Source organism: Streptomyces sp. NPDC003023 (assembly GCF_042888225.1).
Classification (GTDB): Bacteria; Actinomycetota; Actinomycetes; order Streptomycetales; family Streptomycetaceae; genus Streptomyces.
The window spans coordinates 118,569-139,862 of record NZ_JBIAPL010000009.1 but is presented as its reverse complement, the minus strand read 5'-3'; the positions used below and the strand labels follow the sequence as shown (position 1 = coordinate 139,862).

Annotated in this window: 14 protein-coding genes; 10 read left to right on the top strand and 4 right to left on the bottom strand. The window is 70.8% G+C overall.

The window, feature by feature from the left end; translation table 11 throughout:
- The first annotated feature begins 116 nt into the window (after positions 1–116).
- The 4 genes from ACFYV1_RS26575 to ACFYV1_RS26560 all read left to right on the top strand — a co-directional run bounded on the left by ACFYV1_RS26575 (position 117) and on the right by ACFYV1_RS26560 (position 10,799).
- The gene (locus ACFYV1_RS26575; RefSeq protein ID WP_389398105.1) at positions 117–1,592 is read left to right on the top strand and encodes a serine/threonine-protein kinase; all 1,476 of its coding nucleotides are present in this window, start codon (positions 117–119) and stop codon (positions 1,590–1,592) included.
- Between the two features lie 155 nt (positions 1,593–1,747).
- Complete coding sequence (locus ACFYV1_RS26570) at positions 1,748–4,999, top strand: SNF2-related protein (protein ID WP_389398104.1); 3,252 nt, start codon at positions 1,748–1,750, stop codon at positions 4,997–4,999.
- Positions 4,996–5,154 (top strand): hypothetical protein, encoded by a 159-nt coding sequence (locus ACFYV1_RS26565; protein ID WP_389398103.1) that lies wholly within the window; start codon positions 4,996–4,998, stop codon positions 5,152–5,154. Before ACFYV1_RS26570 ends, ACFYV1_RS26565 begins: the two co-directional genes overlap by 4 nt.
- Complete coding sequence (locus tag ACFYV1_RS26560; protein WP_389398102.1) at positions 5,151–10,799, top strand: Eco57I restriction-modification methylase domain-containing protein; 5,649 nt, start codon at positions 5,151–5,153, stop codon at positions 10,797–10,799. The genes ACFYV1_RS26565 and ACFYV1_RS26560 overlap by 4 nt, the downstream gene beginning before the upstream one ends.
- Before the next feature lie 70 nt (positions 10,800–10,869).
- On the opposite strand, the gene ACFYV1_RS26555 is transcribed toward ACFYV1_RS26560, so the two are convergent.
- Both ACFYV1_RS26555 and ACFYV1_RS26550 read right to left on the bottom strand, forming a co-directional pair.
- A complete protein-coding gene (locus ACFYV1_RS26555; protein ID WP_389398101.1) occupies positions 10,870–11,067 on the bottom strand; it encodes a DUF397 domain-containing protein in 198 nt (65 codons plus the stop codon).
- The gene (locus tag ACFYV1_RS26550) at positions 11,064–11,915 is read right to left on the bottom strand and encodes a helix-turn-helix domain-containing protein (RefSeq protein WP_389398238.1); all 852 of its coding nucleotides are present in this window, start codon (positions 11,913–11,915) and stop codon (positions 11,064–11,066) included. The genes ACFYV1_RS26555 and ACFYV1_RS26550 overlap by 4 nt, the downstream gene beginning before the upstream one ends.
- 596 nt (positions 11,916–12,511) lie before the next feature.
- Here ACFYV1_RS26550 and ACFYV1_RS26545 point away from each other — a divergent pair.
- From ACFYV1_RS26545 to haaN, 5 genes are all read left to right on the top strand, one after another.
- Positions 12,512–13,471, top strand: coding sequence for a helix-turn-helix domain-containing protein (locus tag ACFYV1_RS26545; RefSeq protein ID WP_389398100.1), 960 nt, complete (start codon positions 12,512–12,514; stop codon positions 13,469–13,471).
- A gap of 238 nt (positions 13,472–13,709) precedes the next feature.
- Complete coding sequence (haaT, locus tag ACFYV1_RS26540) at positions 13,710–16,493, top strand: cyclophane-containing RiPP biosynthesis TPR protein HaaT (RefSeq protein WP_389398099.1); 2,784 nt, start codon at positions 13,710–13,712, stop codon at positions 16,491–16,493.
- 110 nt (positions 16,494–16,603) lie between these two features.
- Positions 16,604–16,801 (top strand): HaaA family cyclophane-containing RiPP peptide, encoded by a 198-nt coding sequence (gene haaA / locus ACFYV1_RS26535; RefSeq protein WP_389398098.1) that lies wholly within the window; start codon positions 16,604–16,606, stop codon positions 16,799–16,801.
- A 13-nt stretch (positions 16,802–16,814) separates the two neighbouring features.
- Positions 16,815–18,008: an FxsB family cyclophane-forming radical SAM/SPASM peptide maturase gene (locus ACFYV1_RS26530; protein WP_389398097.1), complete on the top strand. Its 1,194-nt coding sequence runs from the start codon at positions 16,815–16,817 to the stop codon at positions 18,006–18,008.
- A 53-nt stretch (positions 18,009–18,061) separates the two neighbouring features.
- Positions 18,062–18,535 carry a cyclophane-containing RiPP N-acetyltransferase HaaN gene (gene haaN, locus ACFYV1_RS26525; RefSeq protein ID WP_389398237.1) on the top strand — a complete coding sequence of 158 codons (474 nt, stop codon included), beginning with the start codon at positions 18,062–18,064 and terminating at the stop codon, positions 18,533–18,535.
- A gap of 66 nt (positions 18,536–18,601) precedes the next feature.
- On the opposite strand, the gene ACFYV1_RS26520 is transcribed toward haaN, so the two are convergent.
- Both ACFYV1_RS26520 and ACFYV1_RS26515 read right to left on the bottom strand, forming a co-directional pair.
- A complete protein-coding gene (locus ACFYV1_RS26520) occupies positions 18,602–19,267 on the bottom strand; it encodes a DUF4276 family protein (protein ID WP_389398096.1) in 666 nt (221 codons plus the stop codon).
- 13 nt (positions 19,268–19,280) lie between these two features.
- On the bottom strand, positions 19,281–20,402 hold the full coding sequence (locus tag ACFYV1_RS26515) for an AAA family ATPase (protein WP_389398095.1): 1,122 nt from the start codon (positions 20,400–20,402) through the stop codon (positions 19,281–19,283).
- A gap of 173 nt (positions 20,403–20,575) precedes the next feature.
- Here ACFYV1_RS26515 and ACFYV1_RS26510 point away from each other — a divergent pair, with 173 nt between their 5' ends.
- Positions 20,576–21,142: an ATP-binding protein gene (locus ACFYV1_RS26510; RefSeq protein WP_389398094.1), complete on the top strand. Its 567-nt coding sequence runs from the start codon at positions 20,576–20,578 to the stop codon at positions 21,140–21,142.
- Positions 21,143–21,294 lie beyond the last annotated feature (152 nt).

The window sequence follows — 21,294 nt, the reverse complement described above, 5'->3', positions numbered from 1 at the left end:
CGGCCGTAGACTGATCACCGGCCGGGGTGGGCACCCGGCCGTCCGCTTCGACCGGCCGCCGTGGCACCGCCCGCGGCTGGTGCGCACGTCCGAGCAGGTGGGGGAACGGGACGCCGATGCCGCATACGCAAGCACAGGACGACGTGCCGGATGCTCCGGTCCTCGGGCCGTTCGAGCTTCTCAAGCTGCTGGGAGCAGGTGGCATGGGGCGCGCCTACCTGGCTCGTTGGCTGCCGCTCGACGGCCTCGCGCCCAGGTGGGAGGACGCCTACGCGCTCCAGGTCCCGGACGGCGACGAGCCGTCGGACGGACCGCGGCTCGTGGTCGTCAAAATGATCCAGCCCTATCTGCTCCGTGATCCCGAACCCGCGAAGGAACGCGAGGTACGGATCAGGTTCTCCCGGGAGATCGACGCCGTCCGGGCCGTCACCGGGCCCCGCGTGCCGGCGCTGGTGGGGTCGGCCGCCGGGGCGGACAAGCCGTGGCTGGCCATGGAGTTCGTCCACGGCCCGTCGCTCGGCACTCTGGTGAGTGGCCGCGGGCCGCTGGCGACGGGGCCGTACGGCGCGCTCGGCCTCGCGCTCGTCGAGGCGCTGCGCGACATCCACGCCGCCGGTCTCTACCACCGGGACCTCAAGCCGGCGAACATCGTGCTCGGGCCGCAGGGGCCCGTCGTGCTCGACTTCGGCCTCGCCGTCCTCGCCGAGCGGCGCATGAGCCAGGCTCTGACCACGAGCAGCGCCCAGCTCGGCACGCTTCCCTTCATGCCGCTGGAACAGCTCAGGAACCCGAAGACCGTCGATCACACCGCCGACGTGTACGCCATGGGCGCTTCGCTCTACTACGCCCTCACCGGGGACGCGCCCTACCCTGTCGTCCCGCTCGACGAGCCGCCGTCCTGGGCGGGCATCGACGACGCGTACCGGCCGCTCCTCGAGGCGCTGGTGACCCAGGTCCCGGCGAACCGGCTTACGCTCGACGAGGCCGAGGACGCTCTGCACGACCTGCTCGCCGGTCACGGCCTCACCGCCGAGGACGCGTTCGCACAGCTGCGGGACGTGGTGGAGGCATCCGGGCTTGTTCCCGGGCTTCCCGCGGCGGCCCTGGACGAGGCGGCGGGGGATCTGCGGGTACGGGAGGCGGCGCAGCGTGCCGTGGACGAGGGCGCCGCACCGGACGAGCCGTGGGTGGCGCGGGATGGCGAGGACCTCTTCGACATGTTCGACGAGGAGACGGACGAGGCTTCGGACCCCGATGCTGTTCTGGATCCCGGCCCGGCGGAGGGCGGCGATGGACTGGGCCACGCAGGCGGCGCACCTGATTCCCCTCGCCCCGGCCGCGACGAGCATCCGCCCACGGTTCTCGACCCGGACGCGTACCCGGCTCCCGATCCGTACCCGGCTCCCGATCCGGACCGCACACGCGAGCCCGACGCTCACGGGGCACAGCCCGCCGCCCCGACCAGCTACCGCCTCGCGGGTCCGCGCGCCGGTTCGCCGGCCCCCCGCCGGGCGGCGCCCGGGGCGCTGCGGGTCGCGGCCGAACTGCGCAAGGCGTACGCCCACAGCGTCCGCCTCGCGCCTCGCGCCTGACGCCGTCCCGGCGACTCGCCGCGGTCACCCGGTCACGACCGGGTGACGTTCGCGGACCCCTCGCCGACCGGGCCGGCCGGGAACCTAGGCTTCTTCCGGACCCCTCCCCACATGCTCCGCACGTGCACCGCACTCTCCGAAAGGACCCGCCCGCCATGCCCGACGCCGTGCCCGGCACCTCGCAGGAGCCCGCCCTCGCCGCCCCGGCGCCTGCTCCCGGGGCACCCGCCGGGCAGGCGTCCCCTGAGGCGTCCGGACCCGCCACCGCCGACGGCCCGCCCCCCGCCGGCACGGTGATCGAAGTCCGCGACGAGGAATGGGTGGTCCGCAGCACCACCGAGGCGCGCCCCGGTGAGCACGTCGTCGAGGCGACCGGCGCCTCCGAGCTCGTACGCGGCCAGGAGGCCCGCTTCCTGGTCCCCACCCTCGACCGTCCCCGCATCCTGCGTCCCGAGCACACCACCCTCGTGCCCGACGCCTCACCCGGCTTCCGACGGGGCCGCCTCTTCCTGGAGGCCGTCCTCCGCAAGACCCCGCTGCCGCAGATCGAGCGCCGGCTCGCGCTCACCGACGGCTTCCTGCTGGACCGCATGGACTACCAGTTGCGTCCGGCGGTCAAGGCGCTGAACAACCCGCTGCGGCCTCGCCTGCTCGTCGGTGACGTGGTCGGACTCGGCAAGACCCTTGAAATCGGTTTCCTGCTCGGTGAGTTGATCCGCCGCGGCCGGGGCGAGCGCATCCTGGTCGTCACCCCCGCCCCCGTGCTGGAGCAGTTCCAGCACGAGATGTGGACCCGTTTCTCGCTGCCCCTGGTACGCCTGGACAGCGCCGGGATCGCCCGTATCGAACGGAAGATCCCTGCCGGGCGGAACCCGTTCACCTTCTACAAGCGTGTGATCATCTCCATGGACACGCTCAAGAACAAGGGCCGCTACCGCCCCTGGCTGGAGAAGATCCACTGGGACGCCGTCGTCATCGATGAATCCCACAACGTCATCAACCGGGGCAGCCAGCGCCGTGAGCTCGCCGAACTCCTCGCCGACCGGTGCGACGCCCTGATCCTCGCCAGCGCCACCCCGCACAACGGCGTGATGCGCGACTTCACCGGTCTGGTGAGGCTGCTGGACCCCATGGCCGTCAAGGACCCGGACGACCCGAAGGCCGACGAGCTGCGGCCGCTCATGGTCCGCCGCACCAAGCGCAGCGCCGAGGTCGTGGAGCAGCTCGGGGACAGACGCTGGGCGCCGCGCGGCGAGACCCGGCCCGTTGCCTGCCCTGCGGGTGATCTGGAGGAGCAGGTCTTCGCCGAACTGGCGGCACACTGGCTCGCCGCACCCGCCGACACCGCCTCCGCCTCCGCCGACTCCGCACCAGCCGACGCCACCCTTGGCGGCCGGGCCGCCCGCGCCGCCCGGACCGGAGACGAACGCCTCTTCCCTTACGTCCTCCTCAAGTCGTTCCTGTCCTCGCACCGGGCGCTGTTCGCCACGGCCGCCGGGCGTCTCGCCCAGCTCGGCCACAAGCTCCCCAAGGGCGACGACAAGGTCACCGACGCCCCACGACCCGCAGACCCGGCCGCCGCCCCGGCGGACGTCGCGTCCCTGCTGCGCCTGGTGAACCTGGCGCGCGCCGTCGAGCGCGAGTCCACCGCCCCCGGCGGCGCGACGGCCACCGCGAAACTCTCCGCACTGGTCGCCGAGTTGCGTGCGATCGGCGTCGGCGCGGGCAACGTGCCCCGTGCCGTGGTGTTCTCCGAACGCAGGGAGACGCTCAACTGGCTCGGCGAGGTCCTGCCGCCGCTGCTCGGCTGGAAGCGGCCCGAGGACGCGCAGGCGGCCGTCAAGGTCATGCACAGCGACGCGTCCTCCGACAAGGTGCAGATGGAGTACGTCGACGAGTTCGCCCGCGCCGGCGGCGCCGTACGCGTGCTCCTCACCGGTGACGGTGCCTCCGAGGGCGTCAACCTCCACCGCCAGTGCCACCACCTCGTGCACTGGGACGTGCCCTGGAGCCTGATCCGCGTCGAGCAGCGCAACGGCCGCATCGACCGTTATGGCCAGAGCGAGCCCCCCGAGTTCCGCGCCCTGCTCATGACCAGCGGCGTCGAGGGCGCACTCGACGACACGGCGGTCGCCCAGAAGGTGCTGGCCCGCGAGGAGAAGGTGCACCTCGCGCTCGGCGCGGTCGAGGCGGCGGCCAAGGAGAGCGACGGGGACCGTGAGGAGGTCCGCGTCATGGAGGCCCTGTTCCTCGGTGCCACCGGTAGCGACGCGGTCGCGGATCTGGAGGTGCCCGGCGCAGCGGAGGGCGGCGAGCTGCCCGTACCGCAGTTGCTGAACGCGGAGTTCGGTGCCGGCCCCGTCGACTTCGCCGCCGGCTCCGAGGCGGGCCTCGACCTCGACCTCGACCTCGATCTCGGTCTGGACGACGACCTGTTCGCGCCCGACGACGACACCGCGTCCTCCGCGTCTGCCGGCACCGCCCCGGTGCACGACGGCCCGGATGCCCTGCCGCCGATCCCGGTCGTCGACGAGCTGCGGCTCTTCCCCGACCGCCGGGAGTACGTGCTCACGGGCCTCGAAGAACTCCAGAGTCTGGAGGCGTTCCGTTTGGAGACCCTGCTGGAGGGCGACGACCTGAGCTTCGCCACCCCGTCGGATCTCGCGGACCGGCTCGACGTGCTGCCCGCCGGCTACCTCCGCGACCACGGCATCACCCGGCGGATGAACCTCACCTTCAGCCGGGAGAACGCCGACGAGTCGCTGAAGCGCGCCCGCGAGGACGTCCACTCGCTGTCCTTGTGGCCCGACGCCCACTACGTCGGGGAACTCCACCCGGTCGTGGAGTGGATCACCGACAAGGTCCTCGTCCGGATCGGCCGCCAGCAGGCACTCGTCCTCCAGGTCGACCGCGAACAGGTCCCCGAGCCGGTGTTCCTCACCCAGGGGGTCTGGTCCAACGCCGAGGGCCGCCCCACCGTGGTCGCCTGGCTCGCCGTCGACGGCCTCGGCGACGGACGCACCCCTCGCGCCCGCCACCTCGTCCGCACCGCCGACGCGGGTGACCCGACCCAGGTCGACCTGGCCGCGCTGGGTCTCGGCCCCGGCATGGACGACCACTTCGCCGCCGGTGATCCGGCGCTGCTCCAGCCCCTCGTGCCGGCGGCCGTCGCTGAGACCCGGCGCGCCATGGACGGCCTGCGCCGCAAGGCCGCCCGCGAGGTCGACGCACCCCTGCTGGCGTATGAACGCGAGGTCGGCGACTGGCGGCAGGAGACACTGCCCGGCTTCACCTCGGCCGCCAAGGACGCCACCGCCGAAGCCCTGAGCCGCGTGGCGGAGCGGATGCGCACGGCGGGCGACGAGCCGATGATCCGGGTCCTCGCCGTGCTGGAGCCCGCCGGATGACCCGCACCCCCACCCGCACCCCCGCCTCCGCCGGGCTTCTGGCGGACGACGGGCGCGCCACCACCGCCGCCGCACCCCCGGCGGGCGGCGGGCACACCCCCGCCCCACGGCGGACCACGGACCACGAGCGACAGCGGCAGGAGCGGCAGGCGTGAGATTCGACGCGCTGATCAACGAAGGCGAGTACTTCCCGCCCTACTACCTGGACGAGATGCTGCCCAAGCAGCTGAAGGCGGGTCTGCTCAAGCAGTGGGCGGCGAGCGAACGCCAGGGCGCCACCACTCCCCGTCAGGGCCTGCGGGACCTCACCGCCCCCTATCTCGACGCCCGTCTCCACCTCGGCGGCCTCGCCGAGAAGTTCAACGAGGTCTCCGACTCCCTGGCCGTCGCCGGCCGGCAGGCCGCCGCCGACATCCTGCGCACCACCCCTCCTGGGGAGGAACCGCCGGCCTTCCTGCCCGCCGCCCCGGGCCTGCCGCCGTACGACGACACCGACGAAGGCGTCTGGCGCACCGGCCTCGCCGACTGGCACGCGTCCCTGCTGCGTGCCCTCGGCTTCGAACCGACCCCCGGTCACCTCACCGCCCATGGCGCGGCCGGCCCCGTCGCCGTGCCCGTCGCCCACCACGAGCCGGGGCTCGTCGTCCTCACCGGCGGCTTCACCCAGGAACCGGGCGAGACCCGCGGCGACACCCCCGCGAACCGGCTCCCCGCCCCCGTGCGCATCGCCCCCGGCAAGCAGCTGACCACGGTCACCGACCTGGCGGCCTGGCTGCTCACCGCCGACGAGAACCTCCGCTACGCGATCCTGCTCTTCGGCGGGGTCATGGTCCTCGCCGACCGGGACAACTTCTCCCGGGGCCGCCATCTCACCGTCGACCTCGACACCGCACTGCCCCGCAAGTCCGCCAAGGCCGCCACCGCCGGCGAACTCGACATCATCGCCGCTCTGTTCGGCGCACCGGCGCTGCGCCCTCGCGAGGACGGCTCGGACGACGAGATCGCCCGCCTCGTCGCCGAGTCGCGCGACCACTCCGTCGGCGTCACGGACGACCTGCGGCACGGCCTGCGCGAATCGGTCCAGCTCATCGCGGGCGAGGTCCTGGAACTCGCCCGGACGCGCGAGCAGGGGGCCGTGCACCCCGAAGACTTCCCCGAGTGGCTGCCGGACACTCTCAGGAAGCCGGACGACCTGCCGAAGCGGCTCACCGACGAGGCACTGCGCTACCTGTACCGCATCGTGTTCCTGCTGTACGCCGAGGCCCGGCCCGATCTCGATGTCCTGCCGATGAAGTCCCAGGAGTACGCGGCCGGTTACAGCGTCGCCCGCCTGCGTGAACTGTGCGTCCAGGAGAAGCTGCCCAGCACCTCCCACAAAGGCCATCACTTCCACGAGTCGCTGGCACTCCTCTTCGACAAGGTCTTCCACGGCCACCCGGCCGCTGACATCGCCACCTCCCGCGACGACCTCCCCGACCGCTCCGCCGCCACCGTGCCGGTGACCGCACCCTCGCCGACCGGCGACCGCACCCTGCCGCTCACCCCGGACGACCCCCCGCCGCTCACCGCCGACGACGGCAACGCCGACGTCCGCATCGAGGCGCTCCGCTCCCGCCTCTTCGACCCGAAGGGCATCAAGCTCGTCGGCCGCCTCGTCCCCGCCCCCGCGCACCTCACCGGCCCCGGCGGCACCCCGGCGGCCGACCTCGACCTGAGGTTGCGCAACAAGGTCCTGCACCAGGTGCTCCGCAACCTGACCGTCGTGGAGGGAAAGGGCAGGGGCGGTCGCGGCGGCTTCATCTCGTACGCCAACCTCAGCATCAACCACCTCGGAGCCGTGTACGAGGGCCTGATGTCCTACACCGGCTTCATCGCCACCGAGCCGCTGTACGAGGTCGCCAAGGGCGCCGACCCCAAGGGCGGCTCCTGGCTGATCACCGGTGACCAGGTCCAATCGGGGCGGTACCCGGACCGGGGCGACGAGAACGTCTTCGTCGACACCGACGTCCACCCCGAGACCGGCCTGCCCATGCCGCGCCCGCACGAGGTCGGCACCTTCGTCTACCGTCTCGCGGGCCGCGACCGGCAGACCAGCGCCTCCTACTACACGCCCGCCTCGTTGACCGAGGCGACCGTCGAGCAGACGCTGCGATTCCGCCTCGACGACAAGGGGGCCATCGACCCCAGGACACCGGAGGCCGCGGACGTCACCGCCGCCGAGGTGCTGCGCTGGCGGGTCTGCGAACCGGCCCTCGGCTCGGGCGCGTTCCTCAACGAGGCGGTCAACCAGCTCGCCGAGCTGTACCTCAGGCTCGCCAAGCGTGACACCGGCCGGGAGATCGACCCGGAGGAGTACGGCCGCGAGCTCCAGAAGGTCAAGGCGTACATCGCCCTCCACAATGCCTACGGGGTCGACCTCAACCACACGGCCGTCGAACTGGCCGAGGTGTCCCTGTGGCTCAACTCCATGTACCGGGGGATGAAGGCCCCCTGGTACGGCCTCCACCTCCACCGTGGCAACTCACTCGTCGGCGCGGCACGCAAGGTGTACCCGGGCCTGAACCTGAGCAAGGGCCGCTGGCTCACCGCCAAGGACTCGGAACTGCCCCGGCACGTCCCACTCGGCCGGCAGCTGCCGGGCAGGGCGGTGCACCAGTTCCTGCTGCCGGCCCGGGGCTGGGGCTCGATCGGCGAGAAGATCGGCCTGCGCAAGCCGAGGAAGGGCGCGGCCGACCAGACGGTGCGGGCCGTCGTCGACGGTGACGTCGTGGACTGGCTCGAACCATCGGTCGTCGAGCAGCTGGCGAAGTGGCGCTCGGCGATGCGGCGCAAGCCGCGCGGCTCGCAGAAGACCACCACCGGCCCGGTGTCCGGTGCGAAGCCCCGCAAGGCGGCGGCGCCGGTGGTGGCGCCGCCCGTGGAGGAACTCCAGCCGGGGGAGCAGGGCATGCTCGACCTGGCGTTCCTCGGCCAGTTGACGCTGGGCGCGAGCGCCGCCGAGACCCCGGCACGGGCCACGGCACGGGCGGTGCCTGCCGCAGGTGAGGCCGAGGAGGAGATCGGCGGCCGGACCCAGACCGGCCGGCTGATGGCCCTCGCCCGGCGCGTCGAGTTCCTGTGGGACCTGGTGAAGCGACGGCTGGAGCTCTCGGAACAGGAGATCGCCCGCGACCTGGACGTCTGGGGCCTCGAGCCCGACGACCGTGAGGGGGAACGGGCCGGCCGTCCCATGGACCGCGACGCGGTCCTTGCGGCGCTCCTCGAACCGGGCCGGCCGTACTGGCGGCTCAAGCAGGTCATGGACGCCTGGTGCGCCCTGTGGTTCTGGCCGCTGGAGGAGATCGGCCTCCTCGACGGCACGGACCGCGACGCCTACTTCGACGGCGACCTGGACCTGACGACGCTCAAGCGGGGCCAGGCGAGCAGCCACGAACGGAAGGTCGCGCTCAAGTCGCTGGACGACTGGATCGAGTTCGCCGAGTCGGTCGTCGGCCGCGTGGACGTGGTCTCGGAGGAGGGCAGGACGGGCCTGCTTGTCGAGTTCAGCGGCGTGAGCAGCCTGGACGGGCTGGACGCGAAGGAACGCGAACTGGACGACGTGATGCGCGACCAGTCCGCCTGGGAGGAACCGGCCGACCTGGGCGACGTGTTCCCCTGGTACGAGACCGTCCAGCGCATCGCGGAGGACCGTGGATTCTTCCACTGGGAGCTGGACTACGCGCACGTGTTCGCGGCGGGCGGGTTCGACCTGATGGTGGGGAACCCGCCGTGGGTTCGGCAGGAGTGGGAAGAGGACACGGTCCTCGCGGAGATCGACCCGTGGTTCGTGCTGGGCGGGCAGGCGGCGGAAGAGGGCCGCGCCGAGAACGTCGCTTCGCTGCTGAGCGCTGCGAAGAACCGGTCGTTCTACCTGGGCGAGCTGGAGACGGTGGCAGGTGTCTCCGAGTTCCTTTCGTCTCCGGACACGTATCCGGAACTGGTGGGTACGCGGCCGGACATGTATCGGGCGTTCATGCTGCTCGCCTGGCGCGCGACGGGGGAGAGGGGCACGGCGGGCATCATCCACCCGTCCACGCACCTGACGGGTGGGAACGAGGGAGTGCTGCGCCGGGCGGCGTACGGGCATCTGCGGCTCCACGCGGATTTCGTCAACCAGCTCTACCTCTTCGCGAAGCCCGTGGGACATGCATCGCACTTCAGCGTCAACGTGTACGGGCGGACAGGGCCGATCCGCTTCCAGCATCTCAGCTGGCTCGTACACCCCTCTGTGCTCACCGGGTCAGTGCGCGGTGTCTCGATCGGTGAGAATCCTGGTCTCAAGCACGAAGGGGCCTGGGACGTCCGTCCACATGAGGACCGAGTCGTCACCGTCACGCATTCGGTTCTTGCGGAATGGCGCAAGCTGGCCGGAGAGGGGAATCCGCCCCCGGTCGAGGAGACCAAACTGCTGTTCCCGGTCTCTGTCGCCGAGGAATCCGCCATCAAGGCCCTAGCCAAGTGGCCGCATAGGTTGGGCGCTTTGGAGCCGCGCATCAGCTCAGGGTTCAATGAGAAAACGGACCGTACGGCGGGTTACTTCACCTGGGACTCCGGCCCGGCGGAATCCTGGGAGGACGTGATCCTTCAAGGCCCCTTCATCGGGGTCGCGACGCCGTTCTTCAAGCGGCCTGTGGACGGGGCCCGGACGTCACTTCAGGTGGAGATGTGGAACGCGGAGGGGCTGGCTGAGGACCAGGTTCCATACACCAACTACCGCCGTTCTGTTGAGCGTTCCCTCTATGTCGAAGCCCATGATCGATGGGTTGACAGCGAGCGTTTCGAACAGTTGATCAGCACTCCTGCGGCTGTGGCTGCTGCCAAAACAGATGTGGTCGAAGCACAGCCAGACCTGAACGAGCAGGAGCAGGAGGAGGCGGCATTCGCCTTGCTCAACGCGGCCAGTCTGCGGCCTTACTCGGAGCTCTATCGAGTGGCATGGCGCGAGATGATCGCGTCAGACACAGAGCGAAGCCTCTACGCCTGCGTGATTCCTCCAGGCGCTGCCCACGTCCACGCCATGCGTAGCGCCGCGATTGCGCCAGCCGAGCAGAACGTTCTTGTGGCGGGCTTCTTTGCCTCCCTGGCGCTGGACTATGTGTTGCGTGCCTCTGGGCGTGGGCACCTCGACACAGCCGATGCCCAGGCCCTGCCGGCTCCTACCCGTGATCATCCATTGGCTACGTCGCTGATTATGCGAACCCTTCGGCTGAACTGCCAGACCACCATCTACGCGGCGCTGTGGGAGCAGCTCTACGATCCGACGTGGAAGAGCGAAGCTTGGGCGGGAAGCGGACACTGGCCGGACTCACACCTATCTCTGAGCGATGGCGTCGGCCCCACGTGGACCGCCGACACCCCCCTCCGCACGGAGTTCGCCCGCCGGGCGGCCCTCGTCGAGATCGACGCCCTCGTCGCCGTGTGGCTCGGGATCAGCGCGGACGAGCTCATCGCCATGTACAACGCCCGCTTCCCCGTACTCCAGCAGTACGAGGAGAACATGTGGTTCGACGCCACCGGCCGACGGATTGCCAAGGCGCACCAGCAGCACGGGTACGGCCAGCCCAAGGACGCCTGGAAGCGGCTCAGTTCCCACGAGGACTTCCCCGAAGAGGCCAACGTCCCCGACGGCTACACCGGCCCCCTTTACCGCGCCAACCGTCGGCGTGAGATGCGTGCCGCGCACAAGGAGTTCACGCGGCGGCTCCTCGCGGCCGGGTGGGAACCAGGCGACACCACTGGCCCCGCCGTGGACGGCGCGTAGGCAGACGCAGGGGAGCCCTGCCGTGCACCAGGCGTGCGCGGCAGGGCTCTCGGTGAGCGTCGGGCAGCCGTCAGGCGGAGGTGACGAACCCCGCCCACGCCCGAGGCGACACCGTCAACATCGGCCCGTTCAGGTCCTTCGAGTCCCGAACGTGAACGGTCGTCGCACCGGTCGCCACCTCCACGCAATCGCCGCCTTCGGCACCGCTGTGGCTGCTCTTGAACCATGCCAGTTCCGGAGCGACGGGCGAGGCTTCAGCGTTGTTCATAGCTCTCCCAGCAACTTCTCGATGAACCCCAGGGACTCTCGCGGACTGAGAGCCTGCGACCGGATAATCCCATAGCGCGCAGCAGCGAGCACGGTCTCTTCCCGCTCGGTGAGCAGGCTGCTGCGTCCTTGTACCTCCATGTACACGAACTGACTGCCGTCCCGCTTGGTGATCACCGTGAACGGTCCGTCCACCCCGGCGTTGTCCTCGCGGTCGAGAGGCATCACCTGAATCTCGACGTTTCGCTTCTCCCCGATGAGGAGAAGCTGTTCCAGCTGGCCCCGGCGTACGTCCTGGCCTCCCCAGCCTTGCCGCAGCACCGACTCCTCGAGTACGAAGCTCAAGAGCGGTGCGGGCCAGCGATTGAAGATCTCCTGCCGGGCGAGCCGTGCCTGGACCCGCTGCTCGATCGTCTCCTCGTCGAGCAACGGCCGCCGCATCCCCAGGATCGCGCGCATGTACTCCTCGGTCTGGAGGAGCCCCTTCATGGCATGGGTGTCGTAGGACAGCAGCTCCACCGCCTCGGCCTCCAGCCTCGCCGCGTCGCGGAAGAACGCGGGGTACTGGGCCCGTGCCACCTCGTCCTTGAGCGCCGCGAGGACGCCGCCCGCGTCGAGGAGTTTGTCGGCCTGCTCGATCAACCTCGGCGGTGGAATCCGGCGCCCCTGCTCGAATGACGCGATGCTTGAGGCCGAGTATCCGAGCTGCGCGCCGAACGCCTCCCGTGTGATGCCCGCCCGGGTCCGCATCAGTTTCAGCATGCGGCCGAAGGCGTGGACGATGCCCTGTCCCGGATCGTCCTCGGGGCGGGGCCCGGGCACCCGCCCGGCGGCTGCGTCGCCCGCCATCGCCTCTTCCCCGTCGCCCTCCGCGCTCTCACCCGCGATGTCCGTCGTCGTCCCGTCCGCCACGGTCTCCACCCGCCTTCCCCAGCCCGGCCATCCCTGGCCCAACGCGCCCGGTGGAACCCCGTCACGCCGCGCGCCTCGTACACGTCCGCCCCCGACGCGTACAACACCCCGTCCACGCCGGTGAGTCACCTGACGATCACGCTATGCGGCCTGCTCCCGCCACCGCGCCCGAACAGCGAATACGCCACCCCCAGCCACCCCGTCCGCCGCTCGGTTCGGGTGGTGGATACGGGCCCTGCCGCACGGCCGCCACCGGGTCGTGGGTTACCGCGATGCGGTTGTGCGCGACGTGGCGGCGCACGACGCAAAAGACTTAAGAACTTCTTTGAAAGGACGGAGAAAGAACCCACCGCCCCACCCCACCCCACGACGACCCCAGTCACTCGCGCGGGTGACATTGACCGATTGCCCTGGTTTTCGGGTGGGTTGGCGGGCATATGCTCGCCGCGACCACCCCAGACATGCGACGGCCCCCGGCCGAGACTGCGAATCTCGAACGAGGGCCTGACCACCGAGGAAGTTAGGGCTTCCCGATGGATACCCAGCAGATTACCGCGCCCTCGCGCGCCTCGTCCCGCGTTCCCGGCCGTGTCACCGCCTTCGGCGTGATCCACGTCAACGCGATCCACACCAACCGCTTCACGATCGTCGGCAACCACCTTGCCCAGCACGGGCAGTTGTCGCTCACCGCGATCGGGCTCGCCGTGCACATCCAGTCGCTGCCCGACGGGGCGAAGGTCGGCATCAAGGTGCTCACCGACCGCTTCCCGGAGAGCGAGGCCCGGATCGCCTCCGCCCTGCGGGAGCTGGAGGAACACCGCTACCTGTCGCGCACGCTGGAGCGGCTGCCGGACGGCCGGGTGGTGACGCGGACGGTCTCGTACAACCAGCCGCGCGTCGCCCTCCCGGCCGCGACACCCACGCCACCGGCACAGGCTCCGACGCAGGCCGCCACACCGGCGGCTCCGGCACCCGTACCGGCCCCGGAGCCTGCACCGGAGCCCGCTCCCGTGCCGAAGCCCGTCCCGGCCCCGGAGCCCCCCGCGTCGCCCGCGTCGCCCACGCCGCCCACACCCCCCACGCCGCCGCGCGCTTCGCGCCCACCGCTGCCCCAGCCGCAGACTCCGGACCTGGAGCGGCATCGCGCCGCCACCGACCTCCTCGCCGGCCTGCGCCGCCACGAACCCCGGCTGCTGCTGGCCGAGCACGACGTCCGCCGCCTGGCCCCGGCCGTAGCCGCCTGGCTCGAACGGGAAGCCGCCCCCGACGCCGTGCGCCACGCCCTCATCGCCGACCTGCCCGAGCACCTGCGGCAGCCCGCCGGTCTCCTCGCCCACCGCCTCACCGCACTCCTGCCGACACCGTTGCCCGTCCTCGTTCCACCGAGAGCCCCCGATCCGCTCCGCAACTGCGACAAGTGCGACCGCGGCTTCCGAGCCCCACAGCCGGGTCACTGCCGTGACTGCCGCACCGAAGCTCAGGCAGCAGCCTGAGCCGAACCCCGTCCGCCGCACGGCGATCGCACCGGGGGCGGTCACCCCGACCTCTCGTCACGGTCCAACTGCGCGCCACGCAGCCACCGACGCGGCACACGAGCCGTCCGGCGTGGATTCGGCTTGACCAGCCGCCGCAGGGGCTGATCGGCTTGGACGGTCGAGGTGCGACGAGTTCGGGGGATGACGTGATCACAACTGCGCCGGGTACGTACGCGGGCCGACGGGCGGCCGTCGGATGAGGCTGCGGCGAGGGGCTCTGATCGCCGTCGTGGCCGCCGGTGGGGCGGTGACCACGATGCTGGTGGGTCTCGTCACCAACGCGGTGTCCGACTCGCGGTGGCCCGGATGGCTCGGATGGTTGCAGGAGAACGCGTGGTTCTCCTTCGCCGCACTCGGTGCGGCCATGGTCGGACTGTCGGTCGTCCTGGCCGCGCTCGCGGACAGCCGTACGCCGCAGCCCGCGCCGCCCAACGAGCCACAGCCCCATGGAGTGGACGGGGTCGAGCCGCCGGGGGCGGCGCTCGTGCTGCGTTCGTTACCACGGGACACCTCCGCGTTCACCGATCGGCGGGCCGAGTTGGAGGCCCTCGTACGGTCGGTGCAGGAGTCGCAGGAGAGCGGTGCGGCGCTGCCCGTGCATGTGATCGACGGCATGCCGGGGGTCGGCAAGACGACCTTCGCCGTCCACGTGGGGCATGTGCTGTCCGACCGCTTCCCGGACGGGCAGCTCTTCGTGAACCTCAACGGGCACACCACCGGCCGCACCCCCGTTCAGGCCACCGAAGCGCTCGCCTCGCTGCTTGCGGCGACGGGAGTACCGGCGCAGCGGATTCCCGTCGGTGACGACGCGAGCGCGGTCGTCGAGGCCCGGGCGGTCATGTGGCGCAGCAGTCTCGCCGGCAAGAAGGCGCTGCTCATCCTCGACAACGCGGTCAGCTACCGCCAGCTGGAGCCGCTGCTCCCCGGTGGCGGCGAATGCCTGGTGCTGGTGACCAGCCGGAACCGGCTGGCGGCGTACGAGGAAGTGGTCGTGCCGGTCGGGGCGTTGCCGCCGGAGCACGCGGTCGACCTGTTCGCACGACTCAGCGGGCGACGCGCCGGTTCGCTGGACCGCACGGTGCTCGAGGATCTCGCCGAGCTGTGCGGGTTCCTCCCCCTGGGCGTGTCGCTGCTCGCCGCGCGCCTGCGCCACCACCCGTCGTGGACCGCCGACGATCTGCGCCGGCGGTTGCTCGCGGCGCGGGACCGGCTGGGGGAGCTCCGGGCGGGCGAGCGGGCCGTCGCGGCGACGTTCGAACTGTCCTATCGCGACCTGGAGCCGGACCGTCAGCGCTTCTTCCGGCGCCTCGGCTTCTACCCTGGTACCGAGCTCGACGCCTACACCGGGGCGGTGCTCGGGTCTGTCCCGGTGGCGGTGGCCCGGGAGCGGCTCGACGTGCTCTACGACGCGCACCTGATCGACGAACACCCCGGAAACCGCTACCGGCTGCACGACCTCTTGCGCGACTACGCCCGCGGTCTCGGCGACGAGGAGGACAACATGGCACACGTTCAGGCCGTACAACGGCTGTGTACCTACTACCTGGCCGTCATCGCCGGCGCGAACCGGTACCTCGTCCGCAGCGGCGCCGCGTCACCGGGCGCACCGGACTCCGCTGCCGTCGTGGAGACTCCCCTCCTTGACTCGCGGGCGGCGGCCCTGTCCTGGCTCGAGGACGAGCGCGCCAACGTCCTGGCCTGCATCCGGCAGGCGAACGGCCTCGCGCTGCACCAACTGGTCATTCGCATGGCGGCGGCAATGGGGCCGTTCCTGCGCCAGGCCGGACCGTGGGACCAAGCCGTCGGGCTTCACCGGACGGCCGTCGAGGCGGCCAGGCGGACCAGCGACCGTCGGGCGCTGGCCGGGGCGCTTGCCGAACTCGGAGTCGTACGGCGCTTCACGGCGGCGTATCCGGAGGCGCTGGCGGCGCTCGATGAGGCCGTGGCGGAGTACGAGGCGGTCGGGGACAGGAAGGGCCAGGCCGACGCGCTGAACCAGGCCGGCATCGTCTCCTACATGATCTCCGACAACGCCACGGCGGCTCGTGCCCAGACCGAGGCTCTCGCGCTCTACCAGGACATCGGCGACCGTCTCGGCCAGGCGAACGCCCTCGCCGATCTCGGAATGATCCGCAGGCAGACCAGCCGATTCACGGCAGCGGTGGAGGCACAGAGCGAAGCGTTGACGATCTACCGGGAACTGGGGGACCGGTACGGCGAGGCGAACTCGCTCCGCGACCTCGGCATCGTGCACTGCCTCATGGGCGAGTACGCCTCGGCGGAGCAGAGGCACAGTGCCGCGTTCGACATATACCGCACGCTCGACGACCGGGTCCATCAGGCGTACGCCCTCAACGAGCTCGGAGTGGTGAAGCGGCTGACCGGTGATCCCGCAGGCGCACGCGACGTACACACGCGGGCGCTGGAGCACTACACCGAGCTCGGCGAACGGTTCGGCCGGGCCAACAGCGTCCGCCACCTCGGCGTACTGGCCCGGTCGGAGAGCGACCTGCCCGGAGCCGCCCGGTTGTTGGAGGATGCCCTGAGCTCCTACCGCGACCTCGGCAGTCGTGGTGGTGAAGCCGCCGCGCTCGGTGAACTGGGTGTGGTGCTCGATTTGACCGGCGAACGGGACCGCGCTGTGGAGGCGTACCGCCAGAGTCTGGAGATCGTGCGGGAGCTGGGCGACCGCTCCGGCGAGGCGGAGATTCTGAACCACTGGGGCATGCTGTCGCTCCATGGTGGAGACCTGACCGCCGCACGCGGCCGCTTCGGACATGCCCTGCGCATCGCACGCGACATCGGTTGCCCACTCGAAGAAGCGCGAGCGCTGGAAGGCATCGGGCGTTGCGACGGGACGGTTGCCGGCCAGGAACTCGGCCCCCCCGCACTCTCCGAGGCGCTCGCCCTATACCGCCGGCTGGGCGCTACCAGGGCGGCTAAAGCCGTCGAGAGGCTGCTGGCGGCCGGGACGAGTTGACGCGCGGGTATGGCCGGATTATTGGTGCGTCGGCAAGCGAAGCGGCTGCTACCTTGCCGGTTGGGCCATCGTTCTCGACTGCCGTCCGGCCGCCCCCTGAGGAGTGCTGTATGCCGACACGCGCGTCCGCCCCCGACCACCACGCCACGGCGATCCCCGACCGCTGTGACGGCGGTGCCAGAAGCTCAGCCGTTCTGGATCACGTGGCCGAGCGTGTCCGGCAGCGTCTCGCAGCCGAGCGGTCCGCGGTCACCCGTACCGGCGAAGGCGGACACGCGGCCTCGCTGATCCGGACGTGGCCTCTTTGAGCACTGCCGCCCGATGACGGCACACAAGGACCCAGTCCTGCATGACGCCGCTCCTTTTCGGACATTCATTCTCAAAGTCGCGAACCGCTGCAACATCGACTGCGACTACTGCTACGTCTTCAACTCCGCAGACCAGGCGTGGCGCCGGTTGCCTGCCCGGATGACCACGGCAGTGGCGCGGGCGGCCGGGCGGCGCATCGGCGAACACACCGCCGTGCACGAGCTGAGTGCCGTGCATGTCGTCCTGCACGGCGGCGAGCCGCTGCTCGCCGGTCCACGGCACCTGGCAGGCCTGCTCGACGCTGTCCGCGAAGGAATTCCGGCCGGCACGGAGATCCGCTTCGAGTTGCAGACCAACGGAACGCTCCTCAACGAAACGTGGCTGGACCTCTTCGAGCAGTACCGGGTGACCGTCGGCGTCAGCCTCGACGGGCCGCCGGCAGCCAACGACCGGCACCGCCTGACCCGTTCCGGTCGCTCGAGCTCGGAGTCGGCCCTGCGCGGCATCCACCTTCTCCGCTCCCGGCCGCACCTGTTCGCAGGGCTGCTGGCGGTGGTGGACCTCGCCAACGACCCCGGCGAGGTCCATGACCACCTCGCGTCGTTCGAGCCACCGGTCATCGACTTCGGCCTGCCGCACGGCACACACGACGTCCCACCTCCGCGTCACAACCCCACGACTCCCGAATACGGAATATGGCTCAGCCGGGTCTACGACACATGGATCGGCCGCCCCGAACACCGGCACAGCGTGCGCGTGCTGGAAGACATCGTGGCTCTGACCTCGGGCGTGCGCGGGTCAGTGGAGACGATCGGTCTCGCCCCGCCCACGAGCATCGTGATCGAATCGGACGGCACCATCGAAGGTGTGGACACGCTTCGATCCGTCGAGGAGGGCGCCTCGTGGCTCGGGGCCGGAGTCTTCACGCGGACCTTCGACGAAGTCCTCCGGCACCCGAAACTCCAGCATCGGAAGCAGGGGAAGGCCGCGCTCGCCGAACAGTGTCGGCGCTGCGATCTGGTCGAGGTCTGCGGAGGCGGCTATCTGCCGCACCGCTTCAGCAGTGCCACCGGCTACCGCAACCCGTCCGTCTACTGCGCGGACCTGGAGTACCTCATCCGGCACGTCCAGCAGTCACTGCGGAACCACGGCTGGGACCTCGAGGCGCCGTCGAACTCCGCCGCGCCGGGAAACGTGCCGTCATGACCGGTCCCTGCGTCGGGGCGAGCGAGTCCAACGAAGAGTGACAGGAGAACATGGTGACCGTGACGATCCGTCCCGCCGATGCGCAGGACATTGCGGCCGTGGCCGAACTGATCGGGGAGATCGAGCGGTTCTACGGTGCGGCCGACATCCAGCCGCTCGAAGAACGCTGCTCCCAGGTGGAGCAGGCGCTCTTCGGCTCACCGCCGCTTGCATCCGCCCTCCTGGTCGAGGACGAGACAGGTGAACTTGCCGGTCTCGCCGCGTACTCGTTTCTCTGGCCGGCGGCCGGGTCCACGCACTCCCTGTTCCTGAAAGAGCTGTACGTCCGTGACTCGCTGCGCCGCCAGGGCGTAGGAGCCCGGCTCATGACCGAGCTGCGGGCGCTTGCTGCCGCTCGCCCGGGGTGCAGCCGGGTCGAGTGGATGACGGACCGCGACAACCCGTCCGCGCGCGCCTTTTACAAGTCTCTCGGTTTCGCCGAGTTCGACGGAAAGATCGTTTACCGGATGGACGCCAGTGGGGCATGAGGGCAGCGGCCGTTGCCGGCGCCTGACGTCGGACGGCCGTGGTCCCGCCGACAACGGGACGCGGCTTCAGGCCGGCGCCCCGTCCTCCAGCTGCTTCAGCCAGCCGTCAAGATGTGGGCAGGCGGCCCGCAGGGCGTCGAGGCCCAGCAGTTCGATCGCGTCCGGGCCGTCCACGACCTTGCGGTAGCCCGGGTAGGCCTTCAGGATCCGCTTCGACGGAGCTGTGTCGGGGCCGTCGTTGACGAATTCGGGGCCACCGGCCGAAGTCACCTGAGCTGTGAGTTCGGCGGCCAACCGAGGTGCGGTGACCAGTTCGGAGAGTTCTTTCGCTGCTGCCAGCACCCACGCCTCCGTCTCGTGCAGCGCAAGGAAGGGCAGGAACCGGTGGTCGTCGACGGTCCGGGCCATTGAGTCCTCGACGTGGCGGACACGGGCATACGGATCCCCGGTCGGAGCGTCCGCCAGGCCGGGCGTGTCGGAGGGCAGGCCGTAGAGGTCGAGCATGGTCGTCACCGTGTCGACGAAGGAGTTGCGCAGCAACGCCGTGACGTCATGGGCGATCTTCGGCCATCGGCTGACCCCGCCCCTGTCGTGGGGCCGCCCCGCTGCCCGGCGGGTCTTGAGCGCTACGGGGGTGAGCCAGATGCCCCGCCGGCTCAGCTCCGGCTGGAGGACCTGTCCGACCAGACGTTCTTCCGTGGCACCCTCGACGAGAACATGCACCTGTCGCATTTGTTCCCGGACCTCACTGGTTCCGTTCCGGCTGCGGGCGTCCGCCCAGCAGGTTCTTGAGCCACAGATCGCCGAGCGAGTAGTCGTCGAGCCAGGCGGCCAGGGCCTCCGGTTCCGGTCGGCTCAGGCGGGTCGCCCCGTCCACCCGGTCGGCGACGACGAGTTCGTCGAGCCGGAACTGGTCGAGAAGGGTGACGGACTGCGTGGCCGCGAGGACCTGGCTGCGACGGGCGGCCGAGCGGAACAGCTCCGCCAGGACCGTGAGCGCGAAGGGATGCAGTCCCAGCTCCGGTTCATCAAGGACGAGCAGCGCCGGCGGGAACGGCTGGAGCAGCAGCGTGGCCAGACAGATGAAGCGCAGCGTGCCGTCGGAAAGAGCGTCGGCGGGGTAGACGGTGTCGTCCCCCGACTGCGTCCAGCGCAGGAGCACCCGCTTCGAGGCGTCCTCGGTCAGGACGAAGTCCCGGAAGAAGGGAGCGACGGAACGAACCGTGCGCACGATGCTCCGGTACTCGGCCGGATGCTCAGCCTCCAGGCGCAGCAGGAAGGCCGCGAGGTTGCGGGCATCGGGATGCAGGGCCTCCGTGTCGGAGACGTAACCGGGCTGCTTCACGGGGGCACCCGGGGTGGTGTCGTGGAAGTGGTAGACGCGGCAGCCCCGCAGCATTTCCAGCGTGTGGCGGGCCACGCCGCCGTGCGGTGTCTCGGCCACGGTCTCGGCAAGCCGCGACTCGCGGTGGCCCTGCCCGAGTTCCCGCCTCATCGGCTGCTCGTGCCGGGCGGCGTCGTGGAACTCCAGCACCTCGCGCGCGAACACCAGCTCGCCACGGTGCGAGGGGATCAGCCCGGCCTCGTAGACGTTGGTGAAACGGTCGTCGCCCGCCTCCATCCGCAACTCGAGCGTCGCCGCGCCCTTGGCCACATCGTGCAGGATTGCCACGGCTCCGCCGCGCAGGCCGACCTCGAGGCCGAGCTCACCATCGGCGATGCGACCGAGGAGCTCCACGGCCTCGATGAAGTTGCTCTTGCCCGCGCCGTTGGGTCCGACGAGTACCGTGACCGGGCCCAGGTCCAGCGTGACGTCCCTGATCGACTTGTAGCCGCTGACGGTGATGCGCCGAACCCTGCGTGACATGGTCCCCAATCTATCGGCAGTCGCGCCCGGTACGGTGCCGGTGCGTCGCCCGCTGTGGCGTGACCGCTTTGCCACTCAGCGGCGCGTACCGCGCGCCGGCGGATGCGTACAGAGCCGGGCGTCGCCGCGTCGTGCCTGGTCAGCGGGGTGCCGTTGGGGGCACGGTAGGAGGCGTGATCGATGAATCCCGTTCGGTCCGCAGTGCGGACAGCCACCCCGCGACGGCCTCCGAGAGCGACGACCCCCTGACCTTCACCATGCGCTTCACCTCCACCCCGCGCGGCGCCCGGCTCGCGCGGCGCATGGCCGAGCATCTGCTGGACGCCTGGGGGCTGCCGTACGACTCCGAACCTCACGACACGCTCACGCTCGTCGTCGCCGAGCTGTGCGCCAACGCCGCCCGGCACGGCCGCGTACCCGGCCGGGACTTCCGGCTGCTGCTGCGGCTGACCGCCGGCGCCGGGGCCGGCGCGGCCACTGTACGGGTGGAGGTGACGGACACCCGGGGCGAGAAGCCGCCCGCCCTCGCCCCCGCCGACGCGGCGGAAGCCGAAGAGTCCGGGCGCGGGCTGCTGCTCGTCTCGCAGCTCGCGGACGACTGTGGCTGGCGCCCCCGCACCGACGGCCCCGGCAAGACGGTCTGGGCCCAGTGCACCCGGCGCACACACACCGTCCTCGACGAATTGCACCGCCCCACGGCAACAGCTCGCGTCGCACCCCGGGCGGTCCCGGCCCGATGACGGCTCGGGACTCCCGGCAGTGCCGGACCGGGGCGTTCGAGACGCGGAGGGCCTCGCTGACGCGACGGAAACGTACGGCCCCGGCAGACAGCGGGCTGCCCCCGTGATGGCCTGACATGAACGGTTTTCGGCCGTGGCCCGCATGATCCTCG

Bases quoted from the DNA above. Each gene is read 5' to 3' on its own strand.
- ACFYV1_RS26575 (WP_389398105.1), top strand. From the start codon at position 117: ATGCCGCATACGCAAGCACAGGACGACGTGCCGGATGCTCCGGTCCTC.
- ACFYV1_RS26570 (WP_389398104.1), top strand. From the start codon at position 1,748: ATGCCCGACGCCGTGCCCGGCACCTCGCAGGAGCCCGCCCTCGCCGCC.
- ACFYV1_RS26565 (WP_389398103.1), top strand. From the start codon at position 4,996: ATGACCCGCACCCCCACCCGCACCCCCGCCTCCGCCGGGCTTCTGGCG.
- ACFYV1_RS26555 (WP_389398101.1), bottom strand. From the start codon at position 11,067: ATGAACAACGCTGAAGCCTCGCCCGTCGCTCCGGAACTGGCATGGTTC.
- ACFYV1_RS26550 (WP_389398238.1), bottom strand. From the start codon at position 11,915: ATGGCGGGCGACGCAGCCGCCGGGCGGGTGCCCGGGCCCCGCCCCGAG.
- ACFYV1_RS26545 (WP_389398100.1), top strand. From the start codon at position 12,512: ATGGATACCCAGCAGATTACCGCGCCCTCGCGCGCCTCGTCCCGCGTT.
- haaT (WP_389398099.1), top strand. From the start codon at position 13,710: ATGAGGCTGCGGCGAGGGGCTCTGATCGCCGTCGTGGCCGCCGGTGGG.
- haaA (WP_389398098.1), top strand. From the start codon at position 16,604: ATGCCGACACGCGCGTCCGCCCCCGACCACCACGCCACGGCGATCCCC.
- ACFYV1_RS26530 (WP_389398097.1), top strand. From the start codon at position 16,815: ATGACGGCACACAAGGACCCAGTCCTGCATGACGCCGCTCCTTTTCGG.
- ACFYV1_RS26520 (WP_389398096.1), bottom strand. From the start codon at position 19,267: ATGCGACAGGTGCATGTTCTCGTCGAGGGTGCCACGGAAGAACGTCTG.
- ACFYV1_RS26515 (WP_389398095.1), bottom strand. From the start codon at position 20,402: ATGTCACGCAGGGTTCGGCGCATCACCGTCAGCGGCTACAAGTCGATC.